General features: G+C 52.2%; 22 protein-coding genes, 1 other RNA gene and 1 riboswitch. Of the genes, 5 read left to right on the forward strand and 18 right to left on the reverse strand.

Annotation, left to right across the window (positions count from 1 at the left end; all coding sequences use genetic code 11):
* Positions 1-64: 64 nt before the first annotated feature.
* Complete coding sequence (locus M1136_08010; GenBank protein MCL5075578.1) at positions 65-1,282, reverse strand: AI-2E family transporter; 1,218 nt, start codon at positions 1,280-1,282, stop codon at positions 65-67.
* Positions 1,283-1,397: 115 nt separating this feature from the next.
* Between M1136_08010 and recJ the strand changes: the two genes are divergently transcribed.
* The gene (gene recJ / locus M1136_08015; protein ID MCL5075579.1) at positions 1,398-3,194 is read left to right on the forward strand and encodes a single-stranded-DNA-specific exonuclease RecJ; all 1,797 of its coding nucleotides are present in this window, start codon (positions 1,398-1,400) and stop codon (positions 3,192-3,194) included.
* Positions 3,195-4,358: 1,164 nt separating this feature from the next.
* Here recJ and M1136_08020 read toward each other — a convergent pair.
* From M1136_08020 to M1136_08050, 7 genes are all read right to left on the reverse strand, one after another.
* Positions 4,359-4,862 carry a hypothetical protein gene (locus M1136_08020; GenBank protein ID MCL5075580.1) on the reverse strand — a complete coding sequence of 168 codons (504 nt, stop codon included), beginning with the start codon at positions 4,860-4,862 and terminating at the stop codon, positions 4,359-4,361.
* Positions 4,863-4,988: 126 nt separating this feature from the next.
* A complete protein-coding gene (locus tag M1136_08025; protein MCL5075581.1) occupies positions 4,989-5,585 on the reverse strand; it encodes a hypothetical protein in 597 nt (198 codons plus the stop codon).
* A 37-nt stretch (positions 5,586-5,622) separates the two neighbouring features.
* Positions 5,623-5,975, reverse strand: a transfer-messenger RNA (tmRNA) gene (gene ssrA, locus M1136_08030).
* Between the two features lie 5 nt (positions 5,976-5,980).
* Positions 5,981-6,451 carry an SsrA-binding protein SmpB gene (gene smpB / locus M1136_08035; protein ID MCL5075582.1) on the reverse strand — a complete coding sequence of 157 codons (471 nt, stop codon included), beginning with the start codon at positions 6,449-6,451 and terminating at the stop codon, positions 5,981-5,983.
* Positions 6,438-6,599 carry a hypothetical protein gene (locus M1136_08040; GenBank protein ID MCL5075583.1) on the reverse strand — a complete coding sequence of 54 codons (162 nt, stop codon included), beginning with the start codon at positions 6,597-6,599 and terminating at the stop codon, positions 6,438-6,440. The genes smpB and M1136_08040 overlap by 14 nt, the downstream gene beginning before the upstream one ends.
* Positions 6,600-6,610: 11 nt before the next feature.
* Entirely contained in the window at positions 6,611-6,883 is a 273-nt protein-coding gene (locus tag M1136_08045) for a PaaI family thioesterase (GenBank protein ID MCL5075584.1), read from the reverse strand.
* Positions 6,883-8,100, reverse strand: coding sequence for a S41 family peptidase (locus M1136_08050; protein ID MCL5075585.1), 1,218 nt, complete (start codon positions 8,098-8,100; stop codon positions 6,883-6,885). Before M1136_08050 ends, M1136_08045 begins: the two co-directional genes overlap by 1 nt.
* 178 nt (positions 8,101-8,278) lie before the next feature.
* Between M1136_08050 and M1136_08055 the strand changes: the two genes are divergently transcribed.
* Positions 8,279-9,289, forward strand: coding sequence for a tyrosine-type recombinase/integrase (locus M1136_08055; protein ID MCL5075586.1), 1,011 nt, complete (start codon positions 8,279-8,281; stop codon positions 9,287-9,289).
* Positions 9,290-9,326: 37 nt separating this feature from the next.
* On the opposite strand, the gene hflX is transcribed toward M1136_08055, so the two are convergent.
* The 6 genes from hflX to thiC form a co-directional block, all read right to left on the reverse strand.
* Positions 9,327-10,601 (reverse strand): GTPase HflX, encoded by a 1,275-nt coding sequence (gene hflX, locus M1136_08060; GenBank protein ID MCL5075587.1) that lies wholly within the window; start codon positions 10,599-10,601, stop codon positions 9,327-9,329.
* Positions 10,602-10,746: 145 nt separating this feature from the next.
* Complete coding sequence (miaA, locus tag M1136_08065) at positions 10,747-11,697, reverse strand: tRNA (adenosine(37)-N6)-dimethylallyltransferase MiaA (protein ID MCL5075588.1); 951 nt, start codon at positions 11,695-11,697, stop codon at positions 10,747-10,749.
* 48 nt (positions 11,698-11,745) lie between these two features.
* Positions 11,746-12,390: a thiamine phosphate synthase gene (gene thiE, locus M1136_08070; GenBank protein MCL5075589.1), complete on the reverse strand. Its 645-nt coding sequence runs from the start codon at positions 12,388-12,390 to the stop codon at positions 11,746-11,748.
* The gene (locus tag M1136_08075) at positions 12,390-13,208 is read right to left on the reverse strand and encodes a hypothetical protein (protein ID MCL5075590.1); all 819 of its coding nucleotides are present in this window, start codon (positions 13,206-13,208) and stop codon (positions 12,390-12,392) included. Before M1136_08075 ends, thiE begins: the two co-directional genes overlap by 1 nt.
* 76 nt (positions 13,209-13,284) lie before the next feature.
* Positions 13,285-14,079, reverse strand: a complete 795-nt coding sequence (locus M1136_08080) for a sulfide-dependent adenosine diphosphate thiazole synthase (GenBank protein MCL5075591.1) — start codon at positions 14,077-14,079, stop codon at positions 13,285-13,287.
* A 32-nt stretch (positions 14,080-14,111) separates the two neighbouring features.
* Entirely contained in the window at positions 14,112-15,410 is a 1,299-nt protein-coding gene (gene thiC / locus M1136_08085; protein MCL5075592.1) for a phosphomethylpyrimidine synthase ThiC, read from the reverse strand.
* A gap of 121 nt (positions 15,411-15,531) precedes the next feature.
* Positions 15,532-15,634, reverse strand: a riboswitch (TPP riboswitch).
* A gap of 145 nt (positions 15,635-15,779) precedes the next feature.
* Between thiC and mnmE the strand changes: the two genes are divergently transcribed.
* A complete protein-coding gene (gene mnmE, locus M1136_08090) occupies positions 15,780-17,144 on the forward strand; it encodes a tRNA uridine-5-carboxymethylaminomethyl(34) synthesis GTPase MnmE (protein MCL5075593.1) in 1,365 nt (454 codons plus the stop codon).
* 13 nt (positions 17,145-17,157) lie between these two features.
* On the opposite strand, the gene M1136_08095 is transcribed toward mnmE, so the two are convergent.
* The 4 genes from M1136_08095 to M1136_08110 all read right to left on the reverse strand — a co-directional run bounded on the left by M1136_08095 (position 17,158) and on the right by M1136_08110 (position 20,042).
* On the reverse strand, positions 17,158-18,117 hold the full coding sequence (locus M1136_08095) for a prephenate dehydrogenase/arogenate dehydrogenase family protein (protein MCL5075594.1): 960 nt from the start codon (positions 18,115-18,117) through the stop codon (positions 17,158-17,160).
* Positions 18,118-18,185: 68 nt separating this feature from the next.
* Positions 18,186-18,686: an HDIG domain-containing protein gene (locus M1136_08100; protein MCL5075595.1), complete on the reverse strand. Its 501-nt coding sequence runs from the start codon at positions 18,684-18,686 to the stop codon at positions 18,186-18,188.
* Positions 18,687-18,702: 16 nt separating this feature from the next.
* On the reverse strand, positions 18,703-19,329 hold the full coding sequence (locus tag M1136_08105; GenBank protein ID MCL5075596.1) for a site-2 protease family protein: 627 nt from the start codon (positions 19,327-19,329) through the stop codon (positions 18,703-18,705).
* A 101-nt stretch (positions 19,330-19,430) separates the two neighbouring features.
* A complete protein-coding gene (locus tag M1136_08110) occupies positions 19,431-20,042 on the reverse strand; it encodes a hypothetical protein (protein ID MCL5075597.1) in 612 nt (203 codons plus the stop codon).
* A gap of 396 nt (positions 20,043-20,438) precedes the next feature.
* Here M1136_08110 and M1136_08115 point away from each other — a divergent pair, with 396 nt between their 5' ends.
* Positions 20,439-21,812, forward strand: coding sequence for a hypothetical protein (locus tag M1136_08115; protein MCL5075598.1), 1,374 nt, complete (start codon positions 20,439-20,441; stop codon positions 21,810-21,812).
* A complete protein-coding gene (locus tag M1136_08120) occupies positions 21,802-23,082 on the forward strand; it encodes an FAD-dependent monooxygenase (GenBank protein MCL5075599.1) in 1,281 nt (426 codons plus the stop codon). The genes M1136_08115 and M1136_08120 overlap by 11 nt, the downstream gene beginning before the upstream one ends.
* The last annotated feature ends 252 nt before the right edge of the window (positions 23,083-23,334 follow it).

Consider the following 23,334-nt stretch of genomic DNA (forward strand, 5'->3'; position numbering starts at 1 on the left):
ATTCCTGGGAGATTCTTCCCATTCGAGGGCAATCCACTCACTTCGACCAGTAACAAGACCAAGGCTACTTAATTGGCCGTTGCGAACCCTTGTCCACCGCCCTGCTTATTCTCTCTTTGAGGCTATCAAGCCAAAATTCGCCTTTCAGTGGAGGCTTCCCTGGAGCAGATTTAGCCCTATCGGCGATCGCTTCTGAGCGTCTGGCCCGTCGGGCCTGAATAGATGGCGACCGCTCCCAGAAGAGGTGAAACATCGCATAGATTACAGCCACTACTGGAATGCCGAAGATCGCCCCAGCTAAACCGGCCACCCGCACTCCAAGAAGGATGGCCAAAAAAACTAGCAAAGGATGCATCCCCACGCTCTCGCTCATCACCTTGGGGGCAATGATGTTGAAGACGATTTGTTGCAGAACAAATAATCCCACGAATACTAAAAGAACTTTAGCTAAGGAAAGTTGAAATAGAGCGATGAGGAGCGGGGGGATGATCGCCAGGATCGGCCCCAAAAAAGGAATGATCATCACGATGGCGGCAAAGATACTGGCGACTAGAACATAGCCAAGGCCGGCCAGCCACATAATCAGCGCCGTTCCTAGCCCATAAATCACCGATTGAATCATCTGGCCACGGATAAAGCCCCCAAAGGTGCGATCGATGCTGGTGGATAGGAAGTGAACCTCATCCTGATACCGCTCTGGCACCAGGTCGAGAACTTGCTCAGCGATCGCGTCGCCATCGAGTGTGATGTAAAAGGACAAGACTAAAACGATGATCATCCCCAAGATAAGTGAGGCCAATCCAGTGATTAGGGTGAGGGCATTCTGCACCAGCGCTGTACCTAGTCGCTCGACACGGTTCATCAGATCTTGCGTAGGCCAGATTTTAGCTAGGTCAAGGTCTATATTATACCTGTGCAATTCGGACTGGAGGGGAATGATCCACTTCGTCAGGCGTTCAGCGTAGTCTGGTAGATTCGTGCCAAGTTGGGTCAACTGCAGGGCGATAACCGGTACGATGAGAATCATAACCGATACCAAAGTCAGGATGAGCCCAACGTAGACGATAATAACGGCCACCGCCCGTGATAGCCTCAAGTATCGGCAAGGAAAGCTCACCAGAGGCTTTAAGACAAAAGACAGCAACCAGGCGAGGAAGAAAAGCATAATGATGTCTGCGATCCACATAACAAGGGCCCAGAATTGGCTAGCCAGGAATATTGCTGCAGAGATAACAAGGAGAATGATTAGAGCCTTTAGCCAAGGATTCTGTTCCATAACCATCTATCTATCTCCGGTAGCCATAGACAGGAAAAGTCATCTTTGTCCGACTCTTATTGTACCGCAAAGCTTCTCTCAAGAATAGTCAAGTTTCCTTTACTCCCTGGAGTATGCTACAATGCGCCTAGATTTCCGCAGCGAAAAATACTTTGCCTGGAGTCGGAGGTTGAAACACTCTGCCAAGAGATGGGATTTGGCTCCCTCGGCACCTTCTGCGTACAGGTGCGCCTTGTCCCAGCTCTCCCCTATCATCGTCCAGCTTCTATATAATCGTGGGCTACGCGATCCATCCGAAGCAGCCCTATTCCTCAACGGTAGACATAGTCATCCGGATGACCCTTCTTTGATAGCTGGGATGAGCGAAGCCATAGACCGTATCCTTATAGCTAGACAACGAAATGAGGTTGTGGCCATCTATGGTGACTTCGATGCTGATGGCGTAACTGCTGCTGCCTTACTCACTGAGGTACTCACGGCCGTCGGAATGAGGATCATACCATACATTCCCAACAGGATGACGGAGGGTTATGGCTTAAACTGTGCGGCTATACAGGGGCTGGCTGAACAAGGGGTACAACTAATCATTACTACTGATTGCGGGATCGGCAATGCTGGGGAGATCGAGTACGCCGCGACTCTGGGTCTTGACATAATCATTACCGACCATCATGAAGTCCTTGGTTCACTTCCTAAGGCAGCGGCCATCGTGAATCCAAGGCGATCGACCTGCCCTTATCCTTTTAAGCAGCTGGCGGCCGTCGGCGTGGCCTTCAAACTAGCTCAGGCGCTGTTTCAACAGGCACCCTCTGGCGATGGTCGGTCTTCGGCTGAAGTAGAGCAAGATCTACTGGACCTGGTGGCCCTAGGTACCGTAACCGATCTCGCTCCTTTGTTAGGGGAGAATCACACCCTTGTGCGACAAGGGTTAGCGAAGATAAATGAAGCCAAACGGCCGGGCGTTGCAGCGATGTTGAATCAGGCCGGAATTTCGCCAGGGAGGGTCACCTCTTCGACGATCAGTTATATACTTGGACCACGTTTGAACTCAGCTGGTCGGTTGCACGATGCCACTATCAGCTACCAGCTACTGGTGACTCGCTCTAAGAGTCAGGCCGAGCAGTTGGCTATATATCTTGAGAGGGCGAACCAGGAGAGACAGCGCCTGATGGAGGAGTCCCTAAATCGGGCCAGGGAAGAGATCATCACCCAAGGACAACCCACGAACCTTCTGATCATCTCTGGCACCGAATATCCAGCTGGCATTGTCGGTTTAGTCGCTGGAAAATTGATGGAAGAATTCTATCGCCCAGCACTAGTCGTAGAGATAGGGAACGAGCATAGCAAAGGATCAGCCCGTAGTATCGCTGAATTCAACATCACCGAGGCTCTCGATGCTTGCCAAGACCTCTTGTCCCGCTACGGGGGACACGCCCAAGCCGCCGGATTTACGATCTCCAACGTGAACTTTGAGGCGTTTAAGGAACGACTCTACCAAATAGCCGAAGATAAACTTAAGGAAGTAGATTTGCAGCCAAGAATAACGATTGATTGCGAGGTGGCCCTGCCGGAATTGACCTGGAACCTATATAAAGAAATAAGCAAGATGTCTCCCTTTGGCTACGGCAATCCAGCACCCTGTTTCTTGACCAGGGGGGTAAGAGTCGTAGAAAGTCGGGTACTAAGACCGGAATATCCCGGACATCTAAAGTTGAAGCTCCACGATGGCTATCGTTACTGGAATGGGGTCAGCTTCGGGATGGGTGAGTTGGCCGACCGCCTGCCAGGCATAATCGATATTGTCTACAGCCTACAGGGTAACGAGAGAAATGGATTAACGGCCCTGGAACTCAACATAAAGGGCATATGCCCTCATGAGGCCAGTGGCTCGGTGAAGATAAATCCATCAGGTAAGTAGTAATAAACCTCTGCGCTGGGCAGAGGTTTATTATTGGTGGAGATGCGTGGACGATATTAAGAACTTTCTGCCTATCGTTTAGCCTCGCCAACTAGTCTAGGAACGAGCACAGCAAATTTCGCTGAAGATACACATGCTTGCAACTCCCGTTGTCCAACCAGTAAATCTCATGGCCTTCGCCTGCTAAGCCTCGACAGCGGACACACAGAGGAGACAGCCTATTGGACCCTGGCCGAACCCAGAGCGCGACACCCAGGACATTGGAGCGGCTTGCCATATCCTGGGCAAAGAATTTGATCCAAGACTGTAGCAAAGGAACGTGATAGACATGAGCTACCCAAATGCCTGTGACCTCGGGAGGTAACTGGCTATTACCCTTGCCCCTAAGCGCACGGAGGCGTTTGGGTTCCTCTCTCCTCTGATCCGCGAGTGCTATGCTCACGTCTGGGCTCTTCACCAACCATTCATTAGGCAGCACCCGAGGCAGCCACACCTCGCCATAGATTTCTTGGCCTTCCAAGTCTATGCTGAAATCCGACTCTTCTGTGCCAACTGGTAATTGAGGTCGGATCTCTTTTAGCAATTCTAACCCCGCGATCCAGGCAAGGGTCTTGATCTCAACCACCGTGCTGTAGAACTGCTCCAAATTCTTGGAACGAACGCCGGGGCCCAGCTTGCTAAACCCAGGCAGGAGGGATATAGTGTCTAAGTACCTGTCGAGTTTCCCCAGTTTCGCTTTGGTATCCTCTTCAGAGTCTGCTCTCGTTAAGTTGTTGAGTCAGGGCTGCTGGAAGCCCCGTTTCGCATCTTTGGCAATATAGCTAGCTGTCCAAAACCGAGACAGAGACGGTAGGCTCGCTATGAATGTCGCGATCTCCTTAGGAGTCATTGCACGGTGCTCGTATGGTTTCACAAATGCTTGCAAGCTGGTGGGGTTTCCTGGACACTACTCGAACCTTCTGCGGCCTGACCTGGTGCCTAAGCTACAGCAACTCCTAGCCTCTCTTCCCACCAGGAGTCCCTAAAGTGCTTGGTAAATCAACCAGAACCTAGCCGTTCTATGAAGCCGCCATGGGGTTGCTTGTGCGGCTGTACTGACCACCATCCAGAATGCGATTGAAATAGCTGTCATGGCGCTGACAGCTCTCGCTATTGGTACCCGCTCTACTTTTGGAGTTCAGCCTGGTACTCCTGAGCAGAGATTCGGTAGTGCCTAACCAGTCTCCAGCCAATGGCTCCCATATCGTCTAGCACACGGGCAAATGCCTTACTGGATGACATCATTTCATCAGCGGAGGGCGCTTCGCGATCTCTTCTACTTCGGAATGCTTGTGCCGCTGCACCCAGAAGACGCAATTGATTAAGTTGATGTCGAAGAGCTTCCTCTAGTTTCTTTTGGAATTCCAGCATAACCATGGCCCCGTGGTTGTCCCTTAGGATAGGCCAGAATCGAGAGTCACTAGTCTCGCGCTGCACCTCGTCGAACACTGCTAGAGCTGCCAATCGGGCCTTTTCAAATTCCTCCGATTGCATACCCAAGGGTTGTACAGCTATGGTGAGCCTCATTGCATCCGTCACTTTGTCAATCCTTGCTATGGCGCGATACCAACGATTCAGCAACGCAAGGACCTTCTCTCGTTCATCAGGGTCTACTGTTCGTCGGAACATGGCAGCCTCCTAAGCTGAGATGCATGTAGGCTAGCAATCGGAAAAGAAGGCCCCCGATGATCTGACAATTCCACGAAGAAGCACGAGATCTGTGCTTTGACGATACGCCTTCTGTCAAGGATCGCTCTATCGTGCGTTGCGCCAAACGTCTTCAATGTCAGGGCGAATCCAGGACCTGTCTAGCACGAATCGTGTGATCATCAACGCCACGGTTAGCCTCCTGACCAGATCGTCATCGTCGCCAGATAGTCGGGTGATGTTTCCTACAAATCTCCCAATGGCGTTGTCATCTCTATACGGCCAAGATTGTCCTTTCGAGCCTATAAGCTGCTTGCACTCTGCGTACTCCAACTCCGCCGCATTAAGATTGTGCAGCAGTTCTTCCTTCATCCGTTGTTTCCATCCTTCAACGTCGAACTGTTGGTCAGCCTGGGACGCATCCCATAACGCGTCCACTGTGGTATCTATTGTATAGAGAGTGACACGATCCTGCAGCTGAGCCCTGAAACCTGGTCCGCCTATCTCAAATGCCCAACGGCTGACGAGGTGGCATAGCAAACCCAACACCTCAGTGTGGACTTTCCACTTTGTCCTGGAGTCACTGATACCAAGACTTTCTGATAAAAGATTGACTAAAACCACCGCCGATGCTGGGACCTTGATCAACAGCGCTGATCCTGCCTCCGCTGCTTTCTGTTCTTTTGATTTCCCAAACAAGGGCATGTTTGCGACTCCCTGTCCACCTTTTATCTTATCTTGATGGTGGAGATGGGGGGAATCGAACCCCCGTCCAGAGAATTCAACTAGGAATCTACTACAAGCTTATTCGGCGTTTTGATTCTCATGTGCACCAGCACTGCCGACCGAGCTGATGCCCACCAGTCGATAATTCTTAAGTGACCCCTATCGACGTCCGGATCGCTGCACTCTGACATTACGGCGTCCAATCCCGCCCATCAGAGCGAGGCTAGATTGGACGTAGCTGCTTACTTAAGCGGCTAGAGCGTAAGAAATGTTGCCAGTTACTGGCTTGCCACTTGTTTAACGAGAGAGCTAGTGGCACCTCGGCTTGCAACTCCTAGCCTTCCTTCCCTGTCGAAGCCTGGCATCCCCCTAAGTCATCGAGAGCTAGGCTCTCGCCGCAGCGCCCTTTGCATCTGGCGTCGCGCTTCCCTTTCAGCTATCGCCTCCCGCTTATCATATTGCTTCTTGCCTCGACCTACACCTAACTCGATCTTTATCAGGTTCCCTTTGAGATAAACACGCAAAGGGATTAGCGTCAGGCCTCTCTCTTGAATCCGGCGAGCCAGGTAATTGAGCTCCTGACGGTTCAAGAGCAGCTTCCGTTGACGCTTGGGCTCCTGATTTTCATGGCTAGCCGAGGCATACGTCCCGATATGGACGTTAACGAGCCACGCCTCGCCGTTCTCTATTCGGACATACCCATCTTGCAGGCTTACCTTAGCGGCCCGTACAGATTTCACCTCACTGCCGCTAAGCACCAGCCCCGCTTCGTAGGTCTCCTCGATAAAGTAATCGTGGTAAGCCCGCCGGTTGGTGGCCACTACGCGCTCATTACTTACTACCATAATTATAGCACAAAATTAAGTTGAATTCATCATCATCGTCGCGCCGGGGCGCCAACATAAACCTGGCCTTTGCCTGAGCAACGATAGCGCCATGCTCATCCTTGATCGTCGCTTCGCCTTCCACCATCCGATTGCGCCTACCTAGCACTCGTCCCTCAATCAACAGAGGGCGACCGGTACGGGGCGGTGGAGACGAGTGGTCAATTCGCCGGTTACAGCCATGCCAAACTTATGGGCGATAGCGTAGGTCACTGCCTCATCGAGGAGGGTGGCCACCAGTCCACCATGCATGATACCCTGGTAACCCTGATGCTGGCGTTGAGGAGTGAAGATTGTGGCCACACCATCGCTGACCGGTTGGAAGTTGAGATGTAAACCGATTGGGTTATGGGGACCACAGGCAAAACACCAACCATCGTTGACGTACGGCATCAATTCCCGCTCTCCACCCTTTGTTTCAGATAACTGATTGCTCTTTGCAGTTGAGGATCACGTCCCATCTTGATATCATCCTCAGTCATCTTCACCGTAATATCAGGGGTCAATCCCTTCTGATGGATATTTTGCTCCTTGGGTGTCCACCAACGGGCTGTAGTGATGCGCACACTAGAAGTGTCGCTTAGCCCATAGATGCTCTGGACCGTATCTTTGCCAAAGGTATTCTCGCCTATAAGAATCGCTCGACCACTGTCCTGAAGGGCCCCAGCCACGATCTCTGAAGCACTAGCCGAGCCCTTATTGACAAGCACGACCATAGGTAAATCCGTTACCTTTCCATATTTCCCGACATGAAGAGGCTCTTTCTTACCGCTTTTATCCTGCTGGTAGAGCACTATCCCTTGGGGCATAAATTGACTGGCGACCTCGACGGCCGTGGGCAGTAATCCCCCGGCATTATTCCGCAAATCGAGGATGAGAGCCTTTGGCTGGCTTTCAGTGAGATTATCAAGAGCCCGGCTTAGGTCCATACTTACCGGGGCAGCGAAGCTAATCAGCTTTACATAAGCAATATGGGGCTCCTCCAGCCGGTATTTGACGCCCGCTATCTTGATTTCATCCCGGAGGAGGTCCATTTCGATGGGCTCTGGCTCGCCCTCCCGCATGATGGCGAGATGCACCTTCGTCCCTTTTGGGCCTCGGATCAGGCGTACAATCTCAAGAATGGACATTCTGCTCACATCTTTGCCATCGACCCTGATAATTACGTCCCCAGGGCGGAGGCCAGCCCTTTCAGCGGGGGAATTCTCCAGTGGGGCAACGATAGTGACCTTCTTATCCTTCAATTCGATGGTCACACCGATTCCCTCAAAAGTCCCCCGCATATCCTCCTCCACCATACGGGTGTGTTCTGGGCTAGCGAAGATAGTGTAAGGATCATCCAGGGCCTCCAGCATGCCTCGAATCGATCCATAGGTTATCTTCTTGGGATCAAGAGCTGATCGATTGTAGAAGTCCTTTTCGACCAGTTGCCAGACCTCCCAGAACACCTTAAAACCTTCTGGCTCGCGACCAGTAAGGCCTATGATTGCCTCGCTAGGTCTGGTGGCCGCCACCCCGTATTGCCCGTAGGTGTAACCAGCAAAGAAGGCACCGGCCACTACGGCCAATGCCAGCACCACGATCAAGGCCAATTTTGCTATCTTAGGCATATCTTATCCTTAACATCTGACTTTGAGCGTTGATCATTCCCGATGTCAGCGTCTCTCACAGCTGTCATTGTACCATCCTGCAACCAGCACCTGCAAGGTTGCCTTGCCTCTCGGGATATGGTATACTGATGCTAAATATAATGATAATTATATCTATCATAGATAGGAGGATTCTTCGATGACTACCGAGTCCCCAGCCTACCCCACTATCACCGAGGCTATCCAGTTATTCAGGCAATCCATCGCTGGCAAATCTCAGAAGACCATCCAAACCTATACCACCGCCCTCAACCGCCTTCAGGAGTATTTGAATCAGCAAACACCCGATAATTTGCACACCGCCGAACTGCCAGCTGATCTCCTCGAAGATTTCTACCTCTGGTTAATAAAAACTTATGGCCGAGATCAACGTTTCACTGTGGCCACCTATGTGGCCGGTGTGCGGGCCTTCGTTCGCTTCCTGTCTCGTCGCAACCTCTTGCCCGCTGGACTCTCCTTTGAACAGATGAGAGATAACCTACGAGAAGTAATGGGTAAATCTGGTTATAAGACCCCTCGGGTGGACAAGGGGCTTCCACTTCTCGTAGTTTATGTCAACAATTTGCCCGTTCCCGGCAAGCCGCCCAAGCGCCTCGAAATTTTGCGTGACAAGGCCATCGTTAATACCCTCTATTCTACGGGGATGCGCCGTGGTGAAGTCTCTTCGCTAAATCGTGAAGACTTAGATGATGGACGGTCAACGCAGGCCATAATTACAGGTAAGGGACACAAGGAACGTGTCGTCTTCTTCGATAACCCAACCCTAGAAGTTATACGGACCTATCTCGCCGCTCGTAATGACCGTTACTCTCCTCTTTTCATTCGCCACGATAAGGGCCGTGGGAAACCGAAGAAGAATGGCACCAACTTTCGACTCTCGCCTCAATCTATCTGGCAGACAGTCAAACGCTACGCCCATCTTGCAGGCGTTAATGTCAGCACCCACGATTTTCGCCATACTAAGGCTAGTGTTATGTTAAACAAGGGAGCCAAACTCTCCGAGGTTCAAGATATCCTTGGCCACGCCTCACCAGAGACCACCAAGAAGATCTACGCTCACTACGAGATATCCCATCTCAGACAAGCCTTCGACCGTTATAGTATCTCAGCAACCGAACTGGCTGCCGAGATCGAAAAGGGGAGGGGCTAAGATCTTAAGACAGAAAAGTGGCCATCCTCAAATGTCGCTAGCGAACGATATACGGTTTAAAGAGAGGCAATAATCGTGAGGGTAGAAGACCGCTCAGACGGGTGCCTTTCGGAGTGTATTCTTCTTCTGTTACACTCCCCTTTTGATGAAACAAGGAAACAAGGTTCTGAGCATCATAGGGCAACATTATCGTCACCTTCAGCGAGGCTTGCATCAGGAGCATCTCCACCCTCGCTAGCAGCTCAAGTATGCCCCATCCTCGAAGGGACGAGAGAAGCACGACGTTACGTTCCCCCATCTCAAGCCGACTGGCTAGAGGGGAGGCTAGACGCCGCGCCAGGGATATAGATTCTTTCCCTGAGCTATTATCCGCCAGCAGCTTGTCGATCTTGTTCAGAACCAGAATGCTTGGCTTATCAGCCAAGTCAAGCTCAGACAGCAGCGCTTTAACCGTCTCCTTTTGAGCCAGGGCCCTTGATTGCATTATGTCAACAATGTGAATCAAGGCATCAGCGCTATGGAGCTCCTCCAGTGTGGCTCTAAAAGCAGCCACCACTGTTGGCGGCAGCTTTTGGATGAAACCTACCGTATCAGTCAACAATACCTCGCGTCCACTTGGCAAGCGAATGCGCCGCGTCGTTGGGTCAAGGGTAGCAAATAACCGATCCTCAACGAACACCCCAGCATCGGTAAGTGCATTGAGCAAAGTTGACTTGCCAGCATTTGTATACCCCACCAAAGATACTACCGGTAACCCTTCTTGCGACCTCCGCTGACGATACAGAGCCCGGTGCTTCCGTACATCCTCAATCTCCCGTCTCAAGTCACGGATACGCTCCCTAACCCGACGACGATCGACCTCCAACTGTGTCTCGCCCGGACCCCCCCGTGCCCCAATGCCACCCATCTGTCTGGATAGATGGGTCCACCTTCCAGTTAGGCGGGGCAAGAGGTATTGATATTGCGCCAGCTCTACTTGCAAACGCCCTTCATGGGTGCGGGCACGGTGGGCAAAAATGTCGAGAATGAGGCCAGTGTGGTCTATAACCTTGAGACCGAGCGTCTCTTCCAGGTTTCTCTGCTGCGACGGGGAGAGCTCACCATCAAAAATAAGGAAATCGTATTGCAGACGATTCTTCAGAATACGTAGCTCTTCTACCTTGCCCTTGCCTATATAGTAAGTCGGGTTGGGAGCTCGTAACCTCTGTATGGTGCTGCCGACTACTTCGGCACCAGCCGTGATGGCCAACTCCCTCAATTCCTCTATTGAATCGGTTGTTGACCACTGCCCTTGTTCTTCAGCCAGCTCCACACCGACCAGAAAGGCCCTCTCAATCGGTCGGTTAGTCGATGATAGGTCTTGATTCCGGCTAATAGATTATCTACTCCTCCCAATAGCTAACAAATCGCCAGATGATTCCCTTTCAAAATAATCATAGTCCGTTCTGTAAGGCTAGTCAAATAGACCCCGTACCGCTCAGAAAGGCACGGGTAAGGCGGTAAGCTGCGGAAGCCGCCTCGGGTCCTTGCTCAAGCCAGCGAATCTTAGGGTCACTTAGGCGAAACCACATATACTGTTGGCGAGCAAGGCGATGTGTCTGGTACTTAATCATTTTGATGGCCTCATCCAGGCCGATCTCACCCCGCAGGTATGAGCCAATCTGCTTGTAGCCCAGACCACTCATCGCCGGCAGCTCATAGCCATAACTCATTGCTACGAGACGCTTAACCTCCTCGACTAGCCCTCGGGCAATCATTCGGTCGACCCTCGCATCTATACGATGGTATAGTTCCTCCCGCGGCATGGTCAGACCAATCATCAGTACGCGGTAGCGTGATCCATCAGCTCGTTGAAGATGGGAGATGGGCTGTCCGGTCAGATGATACACCTCCAAGGCGCGAATTATGCGTCGCAGGTTCTGTGGATCTATCTTAGCGGCAGCTGCCGGGTCTACTCTTGATAACTCTTGATAGAGTGCTTCAGGGCCACAGGTTCTGGCCTTCTCTTCCAACTCGGCACGCACCTTGGGGTTGGGGGCAACGTGGGGGATCTGCAAACCCTCGACCACTGCCCGGACGTATAGCCCTGTGCCGCCAACCAACAGAGGAACACACCCATGCTTGATGATCCCATCTATACAATGTAAGGCTTCCTCCTGGTACATTGCTAGGGTATAGATCTCATCTGGGTCTACAATGTCAATTAGATGGTGAGGTACACGGGCCTGATCTTCTAAGGTGGGCTTGGCCGTACCAATATCCATGTAGCGGTAGATTTGACGTGAGTCAGCAGAGACTATTTCGGCGTTTAATCCTGGGGCCAGTGATATAGCCAGTTCACTCTTCCCCACACCGGTCGGCCCAACTAAAGCGATCAATTCTGGCCCAGACGTAGCCTGCCCCAGCATCCTCTAGCCTCCCGTCTTTCTCTTGAGACAGCTACAAAATGACCACAGTTATCCTGAGCGAAGTTTCAACGCTGCGGTTATAGCCTGACGCAATCGGTAGGAAGCCTCTCTGACATCCGAGGCACTTACCACGGCTGAAATGACTGCTACCCCATCGGCCCCGGAAATGATCACTTCTAAGACATTATTTGCATTGATGCCCCCGATGGCCACTACCGGTATGCGGACGGCCCGCTTAACCTCTTTGATCAAAGCAGGGCCCGTTGGCTCGCCGGCGTCATCTTTGCTGATCGTAGCGAAGATAGAGCCAACGCTGACGTAATCGGCCCCCTCCCTTTCTGCTTGCAAGGCTTCGGCCACATAGCCAACAGATATTCCGATGAGGCGATCTTCGCCCAGGATTTTCCGGGCCAACCCGGCTGGAAGGTCATCCTGTCCTAGATGCACACCATCGGCCTCCAGGGCCAGGGCTACGTCTGCGCGGTCATTTACGATGAAGAGCATCCCTGCCCGATGGGTAACCTGCCGTATTTCCTGTCCAACCTTTAGTAATTGCCGTGTGGTAAATTCCTTACCACGCAACTGGATGGCCGTAGCACCGCCAGCGATGGCCTCCCGCGCCACCTCCACCAGGCTACGACCACGAGAGAATCTGCTATCTAGTATGACTTGTAATTCTAAACTTCCTCTCATCAACTTAGCAGTGCCTCGAGCATTCTTTCATGGGCTGGGCAAAGATCGTATGGATTTTCCACCTGAGACCGGATAACCTCTTCTTGCCAATGGGCGTTGTATAGCCTACAGCTCTTATCCGTGCAAAAGGGTTCACCCGTCAGCTGGTGCATCAGGGCTTGCAGCACATAGCCCTTCATCACCCTTGTCATTCGCTCATCGTTATAGTCGATGAAACGACCCCGGAAATTACCTTTTAAGCCAACCTCTGCCGCGTCGTACATTCCAAGGGCAGTATATTGTTGCTTAAGGAGATAGTACTCCCTCGGTTTTGCCGGAGCCTCGACGATACCGGTGGTGGAGATAAGCGAGGGCTTATTGTATATACTCACGCGGGCGTGGTAGCGTCGATCGTGCTCGTCCCAGGTGCCGAATAGCTGATTCGTGAACACGATATGCACCTGGTTCAGCGCGCATTCTTCTGGAGGGAGTAATCCTTGCAGTATCCCACTCAAGACGAAACCGTCATAGAGGATCCCAGCAACTCTCTTGTTCTGGTTCTCCAGTCGCCGTCGTTCGTATCCAATCTCACCCTTCAGTGGAACGAAGAGGTCATTTAGAGGAGCACCAAGTTTTCTCACCTTTGCCCTGGCCAATTCCTCGGCCAGGTGAGACATTTTCTCCTCTCTTCCCCTTCTCTCAAGCCGGGCAAGATGGAAGGTAATAAAGTTTTCCCTGACCTCGATTTGGCTCGATGGTAGCTTGTCCTTGATATAGTTAGTGATGCCTCCGAGATCTAGGGTAGGCGTCGCCGCTTCGTCGTAAAGGTAAATGAACAAAGATAGCACGTTATTTATGTCAAGTATTATGCTTGTCCGCCAGGTCGGACTCCGACCTGGCGGACAAAGCCCTCCCTTAAGCGACTGTGATCCCTTCCAGAATACCCATTACTACCTCGGCGGCTCGCTTGCCAGAGAGCAGCATGGCCCCGAAGGTCGGGCCCATACGGGGCAGTCCGTACGTGGTAGACACGGCCATTCCAGCCACCACAAGCCCAGGATGCACCTCTCCGGTATGCTCGACGACCAGATCCTCCGACATTTCTACCCACATAGCCCCAAAACCAACGGTACGAGTGAGCCCACGCTCCTCGAGGCGACGAACCACACAAGCATCATGCCCTGTAGCATCAATGACAACCTTCGCTTCTAGAGCCACCGGATCAACACAGGTGATCTCTCGAGGCAAGGCCGCAATAGGTGTCCAGTTCACGACGACGCCCGCAACACGGTTCCCCTCCCGCAGAACAATATCATCGAAGATGGTCATATTAGCGAACTTCACGCCCGCATCACAGGCCGCCGCAATGAGCTTCGAGCAGGCATGGGGACCGTCAGCTACATACAGACCTTCGACGGCCTCTTCATAGGGCACACCGAGCTCATCGAGCATGGTCTCGGCCGGAGCACGCAGGGTAACTTTGTTCATAAGGTAGCCACCGATCCAGAAGCCGCCCCCTAGGTAGTTGTTTCGTTCAACGATCAACACCTTAAGCCTTCGCGCCGCCAGCTCCTTGCCAGCTACCAAGCCGCTGGGGCCGGCCCCAACAATGATGACATCACTATCAGCGTATTGCTCGAATTGACGGAGAAAGCTACTTACGATGGCCCTGGTGACATCCTTTTCCGCAACCGAATGAAACAATGGCATTTTTCATATCTCCTTTCTAATTTATGGTGCATTTAGCACCTTATTTTCTCCACCCCAAGGGTAGCACTGACCAACTTCATGGCGCAGAACTGTCCGCACATACTACATACCTCCTGATCGTGCAGCCGATGCATTTCTCTTAGATGACGGGGTCTCACTGGGTCGATAGCCAGGGCTATCTGCCGCTCCCAATCAAGCGCTTTACGCGCGCGAGACATCTGGAGATCCCAATCGCTGGCACCTCTCACGCCCTTGACGATATCAGCTGCGTGAGCGGCAATGCGGGCCGCAATAACCCCCTCACGCACATCATCGACATTCGGCAAGCCCAGATGTTCCGCCGGCGTAACGTAACACAAGAAGTCAGCCCCACTGGCCGCGGCGATCGCTCCCCCTATGGCCGCTGTAATATGATCGTAGCCTGGGGCTACATCGGTTACTAGAGGGCCAAGAACGTAGAATGGTGCGCCCTTACAGATGCGCTTCTGCAATTGCACATTTGCCGCAATCTGATCAAGTGGCACATGGCCTGGACCTTCGACCATCGCCTGGACATTCGCCTTTCTGGCTCGCTCAACTAATTCTCCCAAGATGATTAACTCCTGGGTTTGGGCTCGATCCGTAGCATCAGCCAAACAGCCGGGACGAAGTCCGTCCCCCAGGCTAAGGGTAACATCATAGCGATAGGCTATCTCCAACAAGCGATCATACTCTTCAAAGAGGGGATTTTCTCTTTCATGGTAAAGCATCCATCCCACCAGAAAAGCACCACCGCGTGAGACGATATCGGCCACACGCCCCTCGGACTTAAGCCGTCTGATCGTCTCTTGGGTGACACCACAGTGAACCGTTATGAAATCGACGCCATCGCGTGCCTGTCTTTCAATGGTATCAAAGAGGCCATCAACTGTCATCGCGACGATCGTGCCCTGGTCATTGATAGCCTCGATGGCAGCCTGATAGATGGGGACGGTTCCTACCGGCTTATTAAAAAGGCCCAACACACCGCGCCGTGTAGCATCAATATCACCACCCGTGCTCAGATCCATAACAGTATCGGCTCCAGCCTCAGCCGCTGCCCGCACCTTCTCCAGCTCCGGCTCCATCTCGGGGTAATCTGAGGAGGTACCGATATTGGCATTGATCTTTGTTCGTAAGCCCTTGCCGATACCCAGCGGTAGCAAGCCCTTATGATTGACATTGCAAGGGATGACTATCATTCCCTCAGCCATACCCTGTTGGATAACTTCAACAGCAACACCCTCATCCTCAGCCACCATTCGCGTCGCCGCCGTTATCTCTCCCCGCCGTGCCATCTCTATCTGTGTCATAAGCTCCCTCCATACAAAGGCAAGCGCAATATCACTTATCCACCATCGTTCTCTTTGAGCAGCTTCTTTCCAGCCAAAAGAAAATCGCCTTGCCAGACGGGAAGGCGATAATCAGGAACTGTAATCCTTAATTCCGCTTCCCTACGCTGGCATTACCCAGATCAGGTTCTAAGGGTCGGTGGACAGTGCACGCTCTCAGCCGTCAAGCTCCCCTAGCGGTCTCTTCACTTTGTACATAATTATACTAGATTAAATCAACCAAAGCAAATAAAATTGAAATCTTCAAAATGAGTCTCTACTTTATGTTAAAATCAAAAATGTTTTGGGTTAGTCATAACTCATCACTACTAGATATGGACAAGAGTGGCAATGCTTAGCGATACTATTGCTGCTATCTCCACGCCGATCGGGGAATCAGGTATCGGCATTATCCGTATCAGCGGACCCGACGCCCTGCGCATCCTTCGTGACCTATTCGTCCCTAAACGTAGAATTGATATTTTACCGTACCATCTGCGCTATGGCCACATAGTCGATTCAGCCACAAGGGAGACGATCGATGAGGTGCTGGCAATCTACATGCCAGCACCTTACACCTATACCCGTGAGGACATCGTCGAGATCAACTGTCACGGTGGCCCTGTACCACTCCAAAGCATCCTTACGCTGGTACTGCATTGTGGAGCACGCTTAGCCAAGCCTGGCGAATTCACCTTAAGGGCATTCCTCAATGGGCGCATCGACCTGGCTCAATCTGAGTCGGTGATGGATATCGTACGCGCCAAGACGGCTGCTAGCCTACGCGTGGCCGTTGGCCAGCTCGGAGGGCACCTCTCCAAGGAGATTCGGTCGCTTCGTCAACAGATTATGAATCTCCTGGCCTACCTTACGGCCACCATCGACTTCGCCGAGGATGAAATTCCCGAACAGGATGCGGAAACGCCTCTGAAGCAGATTCAACAACGTTTAGAGGAGCTACTTAAGAATGCTGATGTCGGAATGGTCTACCGCCAGGGGGTTCGAACAGTCATCATCGGCCGCCCTAATGTGGGCAAATCGAGTATCTTAAATGCTCTCTTGCGAGAGAGCCGGGCCATCGTCACGCCCATACCAGGTACGACTAGAGACACTTTGGAAGAGGTGATCAATCTACGCGGGCTACCTGTGGTCTTGGTAGATACGGCTGGCCTCACGGCCACTGATGATCTCGTAGAACGTTTGGGGGTAGAGCGCAGTCGCAAAGCCATAGCCCAGGCTGATCTGGTATTACTGATTATAGATGGCAGCGTTCCCCTCCAATCTTACGATCGGGAGATCGTTTCCACCTTGGAAGATAAACCGGCTATCATCGTTCTGAATAAATCAGATTTGCCGCTGGCCATCAATTTGGCCGAGATAGAGGCGCTACTACCTACGTTTCCCAAAGTGCACATTTCGGCGCTAACCGGTCAGGGTTTGGCCGACCTAGAAACAGCGATCATCGAGGCCATCTTTGCTGGTAGAGTAGTGACCTCTGACACCCTCCTCATCAGCAACCCGCGCCACAAAGATGTCCTCTATCGCGTGGAGAGACACTTGTGCGCCGCCCTAGATGGGCTAACAGCAGGGCTACCGGCCGACTTCATCGCTATTGACCTCACGGCAGCAGCTAACGCCCTGGGAGAGATCACCGGCGAAACAGTAACTGATGACCTCCTGGAGACCATTTTCAGCCATTTTTGCATTGGAAAGTAGTTGATATAGCCATCTAACGTTCCTTCGGCCGCTTTGATGATGGATGCTTTCCGCCCAAGAACATATGCCGCATCTGCTCGCCAGGGCTGAGCGTCTCTGCCACACCTGGCCATTCCTCAGATTTACTGCTTTGCCACTTATCGCGTGCCTCTTTTGCCTCTTGAAAGACCATCTCTAGTCTCTCATCACCGCTGGCGATCAACTGGCGCATATCCTCCAATTCGTGAAGGAAGGTCTCCATCCAGCGTAGCAGGCCGTCACGATTCGTCAAGCAGATATCACGGTACATTATGGGATCACCGCTGGCCAGACGTGAGGCATCATGGAAGCCACCGGCCGCCAGACGGCTGATCTCACGCCAAGCCGGACTATGAGCCGTTGTGTTGACTAAAGCGGTGGAGAGGATAAACGGCAGATGACTGATAGCTGCCACGAAGCTGTCGTGCTCAACCGGATCGATGAAATAAGGCTTGGCTCCAATGGCAGAAACCAAGTTGGCCACAAGACTGACGGCCTCGGCAGTCGCCCCAGGGGAGGGAAGCAGACAATAGGTACAGCCGATGAATAGGTCCGGATCTGCCGCGGCTATACCTGAAACTTCCTTGCCAGCCATCGGATGACCACCAACGAAGCTCACTCCTTCCGGTAGCATCTCGTCAGCCCAAGCCAATACTTGCTGTTTTGTGCTAGCCGTATCCGTAACTACACAGCCCCTAGGCAGATAGGTGGCGATATCTCGCAGTGTATCCTTAACGGCCCCCACGGGTGTAGCGATGATGACTAAAGTGGCCTTGGATACAGCCGCAGGAAGGTTCCATTCGGCTTTATCAATGGCTCCTCGCTTGCGCGCTTCAGCAGCCGTACCAGGATCTAAATCATGGCCAATGATTTCATACCCCAACTTAGTTCGTTGTAAAGCCAACCCCAAGGAACCGCCAATTAAGCCCAACCCAATTATAGTGATGTGCGCCATATCGTACCTCTTTCAAAGGACCCTACACCCCGAGCCAAGATCAGCGAAATAAAGGAAATCACACGTCTTCAATTCTCCCAATCAGCCTGATAAAGCAACACAGCCATCTCGTCAGATGGATGAGGCTGATCATGCTGGGAGATAAGGCTGATAACCCGTGACGAACAGCCGGCTTGTCTAGCCATTTCTGCACCAATGCGGGCGTGATGCTCATGCACATAGAAACAATAGCGCCAACTATCCCTCTTATTTGAAGCGATTCTAGCCAGCATCCTCGCATTCAGCCCTTCAAGCAAGACTATAGCCCCACGGATCCGCAAGCCAAAACGCGCCTCCACCTTGCCGACATCATGCAACAGAGCAGCTCTCAATAAATCCTGACTCTCCTGACCCTGACGACGCAAATGCGAGAAGACATCGACGCAGTGTCGTTGATCAGCCAGCTCCATGCGTTCAAAGAGCGCCCGCTCCCCCACATTGAGATACCTCACCAAAACGGCCCTGTCCTCTGCCCCAATACTAGCTCGCCAGGCAGAGAGAAATTGCCTAAGGCGATGTCCGATCCTCATCTTTTAAAGACTACCATTATCCAAGCACAGCGTGCAACAATAGCTGTGAGGCCGGTTCGAGCACGTGTCCGATAAGGCCAAGCCTGGTATAGGCATCAAGGAGGATTAACAGCAGCAGCAGACCGGGACCGTACGCCTCATATCGAGAGAGAAGATAAGCCTGACGAGTGGGAAGAAGTCCCAGAAGTACCTTGAAGCCATCTAAGGGTGGAATAGGAATCAAGTTGAAGATGGCAATAACGATATTAACGAAAACGATGTAATATAACAAGTACATCAGGAAGGTGTAGGACAACAAAAAGTAGAACAGGTCAAAACGCAAAGGTATGGCAAAGATGACGGCCGTGGCCAGGTTAGACGCCGGGCCGGCTAGCGAGACTACAGCCATCCCTGTCTTTGGACCGTTACGGAGGTTATAAGGATTGACCGGCACCGGTTTGCCCCAACCGATACCAAAGCCAGCGATAGCTGTCATTATCATCATGAGGGTTCCTAAGGGATCGAGATGAGCAAGAGGGTTAAGAGTCAGACGACCCTGATATTTAGCTGTGGGATCTCCCAGGTTGTACGCCATCCAGGCATGACAGGCCTCATGGACCGAGATAGCCACTAAGAGAGCAATAACTATGTATAGAAGTGACATTCCTTTTCACCATAACTCAACCTGATCGGCGGGCATATCAGCGATACTGGCTCCAGCGGGGCATCAGAAGCGAGCGGTGTTCGCCTTATAGGTCTTAATTCTCAAGGGCTTGGCCCACCCACAGTGAAGTTGAGAGTATAAACGAGGCGACCATCTTCCAGGACCTCTATCTTATAGCTACCTGTAGGAAGCTTATGGTCAGCATTATAGTTGCCGTAACCAGTAGCGCTGCCGAAGGGGGAGGCATTGTACGTTTTGCTCACTAGCTCTTTCCCCTGCATGTCCACCAGGCGAGCAGTGTACTTGGCCTTACTGCCTCTCGGAGCCGATACCCAAACCTCAATGTCATCCAAAGTAGAGAAACTGGTTTCGGGCGGTCCACCTGGTTGCTTTATTAGTGTCACGGTGACCCCCGTCGCACTGGGAGTTCCTGAAGCAGGCGGGCCGAACCCTGGCGGACCACCCTCAGGTGGGAAGGGTGATCCTGGTGGGCCTCCTCCAGGCAATATCCCAGGTGGAAAGGCAGAAAAAATTTGCTTAATCTCTGAGCTAATAGTCTTCCCTAGATCCGCCAAGCCGCCCACTGCGGCCTGGGGTACACCCGAGACGAGACCGACAACGAGCAGGGCCGCGATCAGGCTGAAGGTAGCAAACCACGCCCCCAAACAACCGAGGCATCCACCAAAGAAGGCTTTCAGCGCGTACCTTAGCAACCTCTTCTCCTCTCAGAGCCGAGCTGGTCAATAAAAGGAACCCCTCAGCGCCCGACTACTGCTACTCATCCTACTAGATGCATAGACGTATGTCAACATCCCGAATATGGCTCACAATTGTTACTGCAATGAGGTTCGGTAACATCCATTCCGAGGCAGCGTTTACTATTCGATAACACTGTCTACCGAACCATCACGTATCCTCTGCTGTGGCCTGAATAGTGGACAGCCTAGTCTCTCTGATAGTATAAATAGTAGTATAATGATAATGAGTTGAGAGTTGTGTAGGGATGGCGCAACCTCGATGCATGTTGCTTCGCCCAATGCCGCTCCTTTGGTGGGGCACGGTGGGTATGCTGATCCTGCAACATGAACAAGTGATAGAGGATAGGGCCAATGCCAGAGAAAGATTACTTGCCCTTAAAAGATGGATCCCACATCGCCATAGTGGGGGGTGGGCCGGCGGGAGCCCTCTTCGCCCACGCTCTCCTTAGGAATGCCCAACACTGTGGACTCAATCTGCATGTCACTATCTTTGACGGCAAGTCGTTTGGCTCAGCTATTGGCTGTAATATGTGTGCCGGGGTGATCGCTAAAAGCTTTGCTGAGAACCTGCGGAACATCGGCCTCCATTTGCCCAACAATGTGGTCCAACGCTATATTCAAGGTTACTGGCTGGAAACAAAGGTGGGTGCTCTTTATCTACACCGCCCCTACGAGAGTGAGGGCATCCTCACTGTCTTCCGTGCCAACGGGCCCAGAGGCTCCTCCTACCGAGAAAACGTCAGCTTCGATGATTACCTCCTATCCTGTGTGGAGAAACAGGGTGTAACAATTGTGCCCCAATATGTGACGGAGATCCGTTTACCACCACGACGAGGCTTGCCTGCCCAGGTCATCTATGGATACGGATCAAACCTAAAAACATGCGAAGCTGATCTGGTTGTGGGAGCCTTTGGGTTAAATAGTCGAATGGTTCATTATGTCGAGAACCTGGGCTTCGGCTATAAACCGCCGGCTACGATGCGCAGCGTACAAGCCGAACTACCCCTTGGAGAGGAGTACATCCAACGATCGTTCGGTAACGCCATCTGGGTGTATGGCCTAAGCCTGCCAGGAATAAAATTCGCTGCCCTCACACCCAAGTATGAATACCTTACAGTAACGCTAATAGGAGAGAATGTCACCAAGCAGGATATTGCCGTTCTCCTGGACCACCCCATCGTGCGCAAACGATTTCCCGCTGATTGGCAGACGCCTCAGTCCTATTGCCATTGTAGCCCCCGTGTTTCGGCCTCCGCTGCTCGCCGCCCCTTCACCGACCGCTTCGTCATCATTGGCGAAGCCGGCGACTCCCGATTGTATAAGAACGGACTAGAGTCAGCCTACGTTACCGCTTGCGCTGCCGCGGCAACAACGGTGCATTACGGTGTCTCTGCCCATGCCTTTGAGAGATACTATTACCCAACCTGTCGAAGCATCGTGAGAGATAGCAGGTATGGACAGCTGCTCTTCTGGATCAATGATAGGGTCTTTTCCTACAACCTGACGGCCAGAGCTCTCATCGAGGCTGCCCGTCGTGAGCAAACCCAATATCCGGCCGATATGCGGGTGATCAACCAGGTACTCTGGGATACACTTACCGGAGACCGGCCCTATAAAGATATTTTTATTGACTCTCTGAATCCTCGTTTTCAATTCCGCTTTCTGGCCCAAGTAGCCCGCAACCTTTATCGAAAAAAGGATGTAGAGGTCACCCGTGAGTGGTAATTTGGGACCATTACAAGACGGACAAACCGTTGTCATCATTGGTGGCGGTCCTGCCGGAACAAGCTGTGGACTCACCCTGATGCGCCTGGCTAAAGAAAAAGGACGATCTATCAGGGTAATCCTCTTCGAACCCAAAGACTTTACCACAGAGGGTAATGTTTGCGTTGGTGTGCTCTCGCCCCCCTTTCAAACCCTCCTGGGGGAGCTCGGACTGCAATTATTCCCGGAAATGATCCAGCGCCAAATCAGCGGCTACATGCTTCAGACCGCTCATCAGACACTATACCTTCCACAGGACCCAGCAGAAGGTGAGCCCACGCTGGTCGTTGATCGGGGTGGGTTTGACGCCTTCCTGCTTGAGAGCACCAAGGCACAAGGGGTAACGGTCTATGATGATACCGTTGTTGATCTCAGGGCTGCAGCCGATGGGGTTCTGGTGATCAGCAGTGGCGGGCTAAGAATCATAGCTGATGTCGTAGTAGGAGCCTTTGGGCTCGACCGCTATGCGCTCTCTATTTTTGAATCTGAGGTGGGTTTTCAACGCCCGGGGGCGACAAAATCCATCCTCACAGAGATCCCTCTTTCCCCAGAGATCATCGACAAGCAGCTAAATAACACTATGCACGCCATCCTTCAGACGCCGCAACCAAGGATTGAGTTTGGCGCACTTACCCCAAAACGTACATCGGTGGCCATCAATATAGCCGGGGATGATATCGAAGAAGCTGATATGCAGCATTTCCTAATTTTCCTGAAGGATATGGGGCTGCTGGCCAACGTCTCATCTGCCCTACCATTCCAATATGCTAGCTTCCCTTCCCGTCCTGCCCGGAACTTCTACCGTGATAGAGTGGTAAGCATCGGCGACACCAGTGGGCTACTGCGTCCACTGAAGGGTAAAGGCATTAACGTTGGGATCGAGATGGGCATAAAGGCCGCTCAGACGATGATGGAAGTGGGGATATCCAAACAGGCTTTCGATTCATTCTATAGGAGTTGTCGTGATTTAACTGGAGAATATTACTACGGTGTTGGGCTGCGCAACCTATTCAGACTGAGCAAGTGGCTGGAATGCCTGGATCCGGTCTTAGAGCTGGCCAGGCGGGAACCCCTGCTCAGGCAGGCCTTCTACGATATGGTGGCTGGTGAGAGCTCCTATAAGGACATCGTCCACCGTTCTGCCCGCTTATCGTTGCTCGCTAAGATCATCATGGCTGTTGCCAGAGATCAATGGGAGAGACACCCATTGTATAGACGCCCCGCGGCTTAGCCCTACTAAGCCCAAAATTGCCACGGATGGGGAACAGACGTTCAAGATGAACGATAGTTGCTACATACCCTGATGCCGTGGACAGTTACATTAGGGTCCTTCTCGTTCAGATACATGATGTACAGGGGGTATGAGTAGTAGTCGTAGTATGAGGGAGGGGGTCTGGGGGAGGGAGACTCATAAGTTGGCCAAGTTGTGGATAAGTCCCATCCCCAGCCTAGCACAAGGGGAGAACCAGCTGGTACTATACAG

It is taken from the genome of Chloroflexota bacterium, assembly GCA_023475225.1.
Classification (GTDB): Bacteria; Chloroflexota; UBA6077; order FW602-bin22; family JAMCVK01; genus JAMCVK01.

Coding starts and splice junctions, on each gene's coding strand:
- M1136_08010 (MCL5075578.1), bottom strand. CDS start 1,282: ATGGTTATGGAACAGAATCCTTGGCTAAAGGCTCTAATCATTCTCCTT.
- recJ (MCL5075579.1), top strand. CDS start 1,398: ATGCGCCTAGATTTCCGCAGCGAAAAATACTTTGCCTGGAGTCGGAGG.
- M1136_08020 (MCL5075580.1), bottom strand. CDS start 4,862: ATGTTCCGACGAACAGTAGACCCTGATGAACGAGAGAAGGTCCTTGCG.
- M1136_08025 (MCL5075581.1), bottom strand. CDS start 5,585: ATGCCCTTGTTTGGGAAATCAAAAGAACAGAAAGCAGCGGAGGCAGGA.
- smpB (MCL5075582.1), bottom strand. CDS start 6,451: ATGGTAGTAAGTAATGAGCGCGTAGTGGCCACCAACCGGCGGGCTTAC.
- M1136_08045 (MCL5075584.1), bottom strand. CDS start 6,883: ATGCCGTACGTCAACGATGGTTGGTGTTTTGCCTGTGGTCCCCATAAC.
- M1136_08050 (MCL5075585.1), bottom strand. CDS start 8,100: ATGCCTAAGATAGCAAAATTGGCCTTGATCGTGGTGCTGGCATTGGCC.
- M1136_08055 (MCL5075586.1), top strand. CDS start 8,279: ATGACTACCGAGTCCCCAGCCTACCCCACTATCACCGAGGCTATCCAG.
- miaA (MCL5075588.1), bottom strand. CDS start 11,697: ATGCTGGGGCAGGCTACGTCTGGGCCAGAATTGATCGCTTTAGTTGGG.
- thiE (MCL5075589.1), bottom strand. CDS start 12,390: ATGAGAGGAAGTTTAGAATTACAAGTCATACTAGATAGCAGATTCTCT.
- M1136_08080 (MCL5075591.1), bottom strand. CDS start 14,079: ATGCCATTGTTTCATTCGGTTGCGGAAAAGGATGTCACCAGGGCCATC.
- thiC (MCL5075592.1), bottom strand. CDS start 15,410: ATGACACAGATAGAGATGGCACGGCGGGGAGAGATAACGGCGGCGACG.
- mnmE (MCL5075593.1), top strand. CDS start 15,780: ATGCTTAGCGATACTATTGCTGCTATCTCCACGCCGATCGGGGAATCA.
- M1136_08095 (MCL5075594.1), bottom strand. CDS start 18,117: ATGGCGCACATCACTATAATTGGGTTGGGCTTAATTGGCGGTTCCTTG.
- M1136_08100 (MCL5075595.1), bottom strand. CDS start 18,686: ATGAGGATCGGACATCGCCTTAGGCAATTTCTCTCTGCCTGGCGAGCT.
- M1136_08105 (MCL5075596.1), bottom strand. CDS start 19,329: ATGTCACTTCTATACATAGTTATTGCTCTCTTAGTGGCTATCTCGGTC.
- M1136_08115 (MCL5075598.1), top strand. CDS start 20,439: ATGCCAGAGAAAGATTACTTGCCCTTAAAAGATGGATCCCACATCGCC.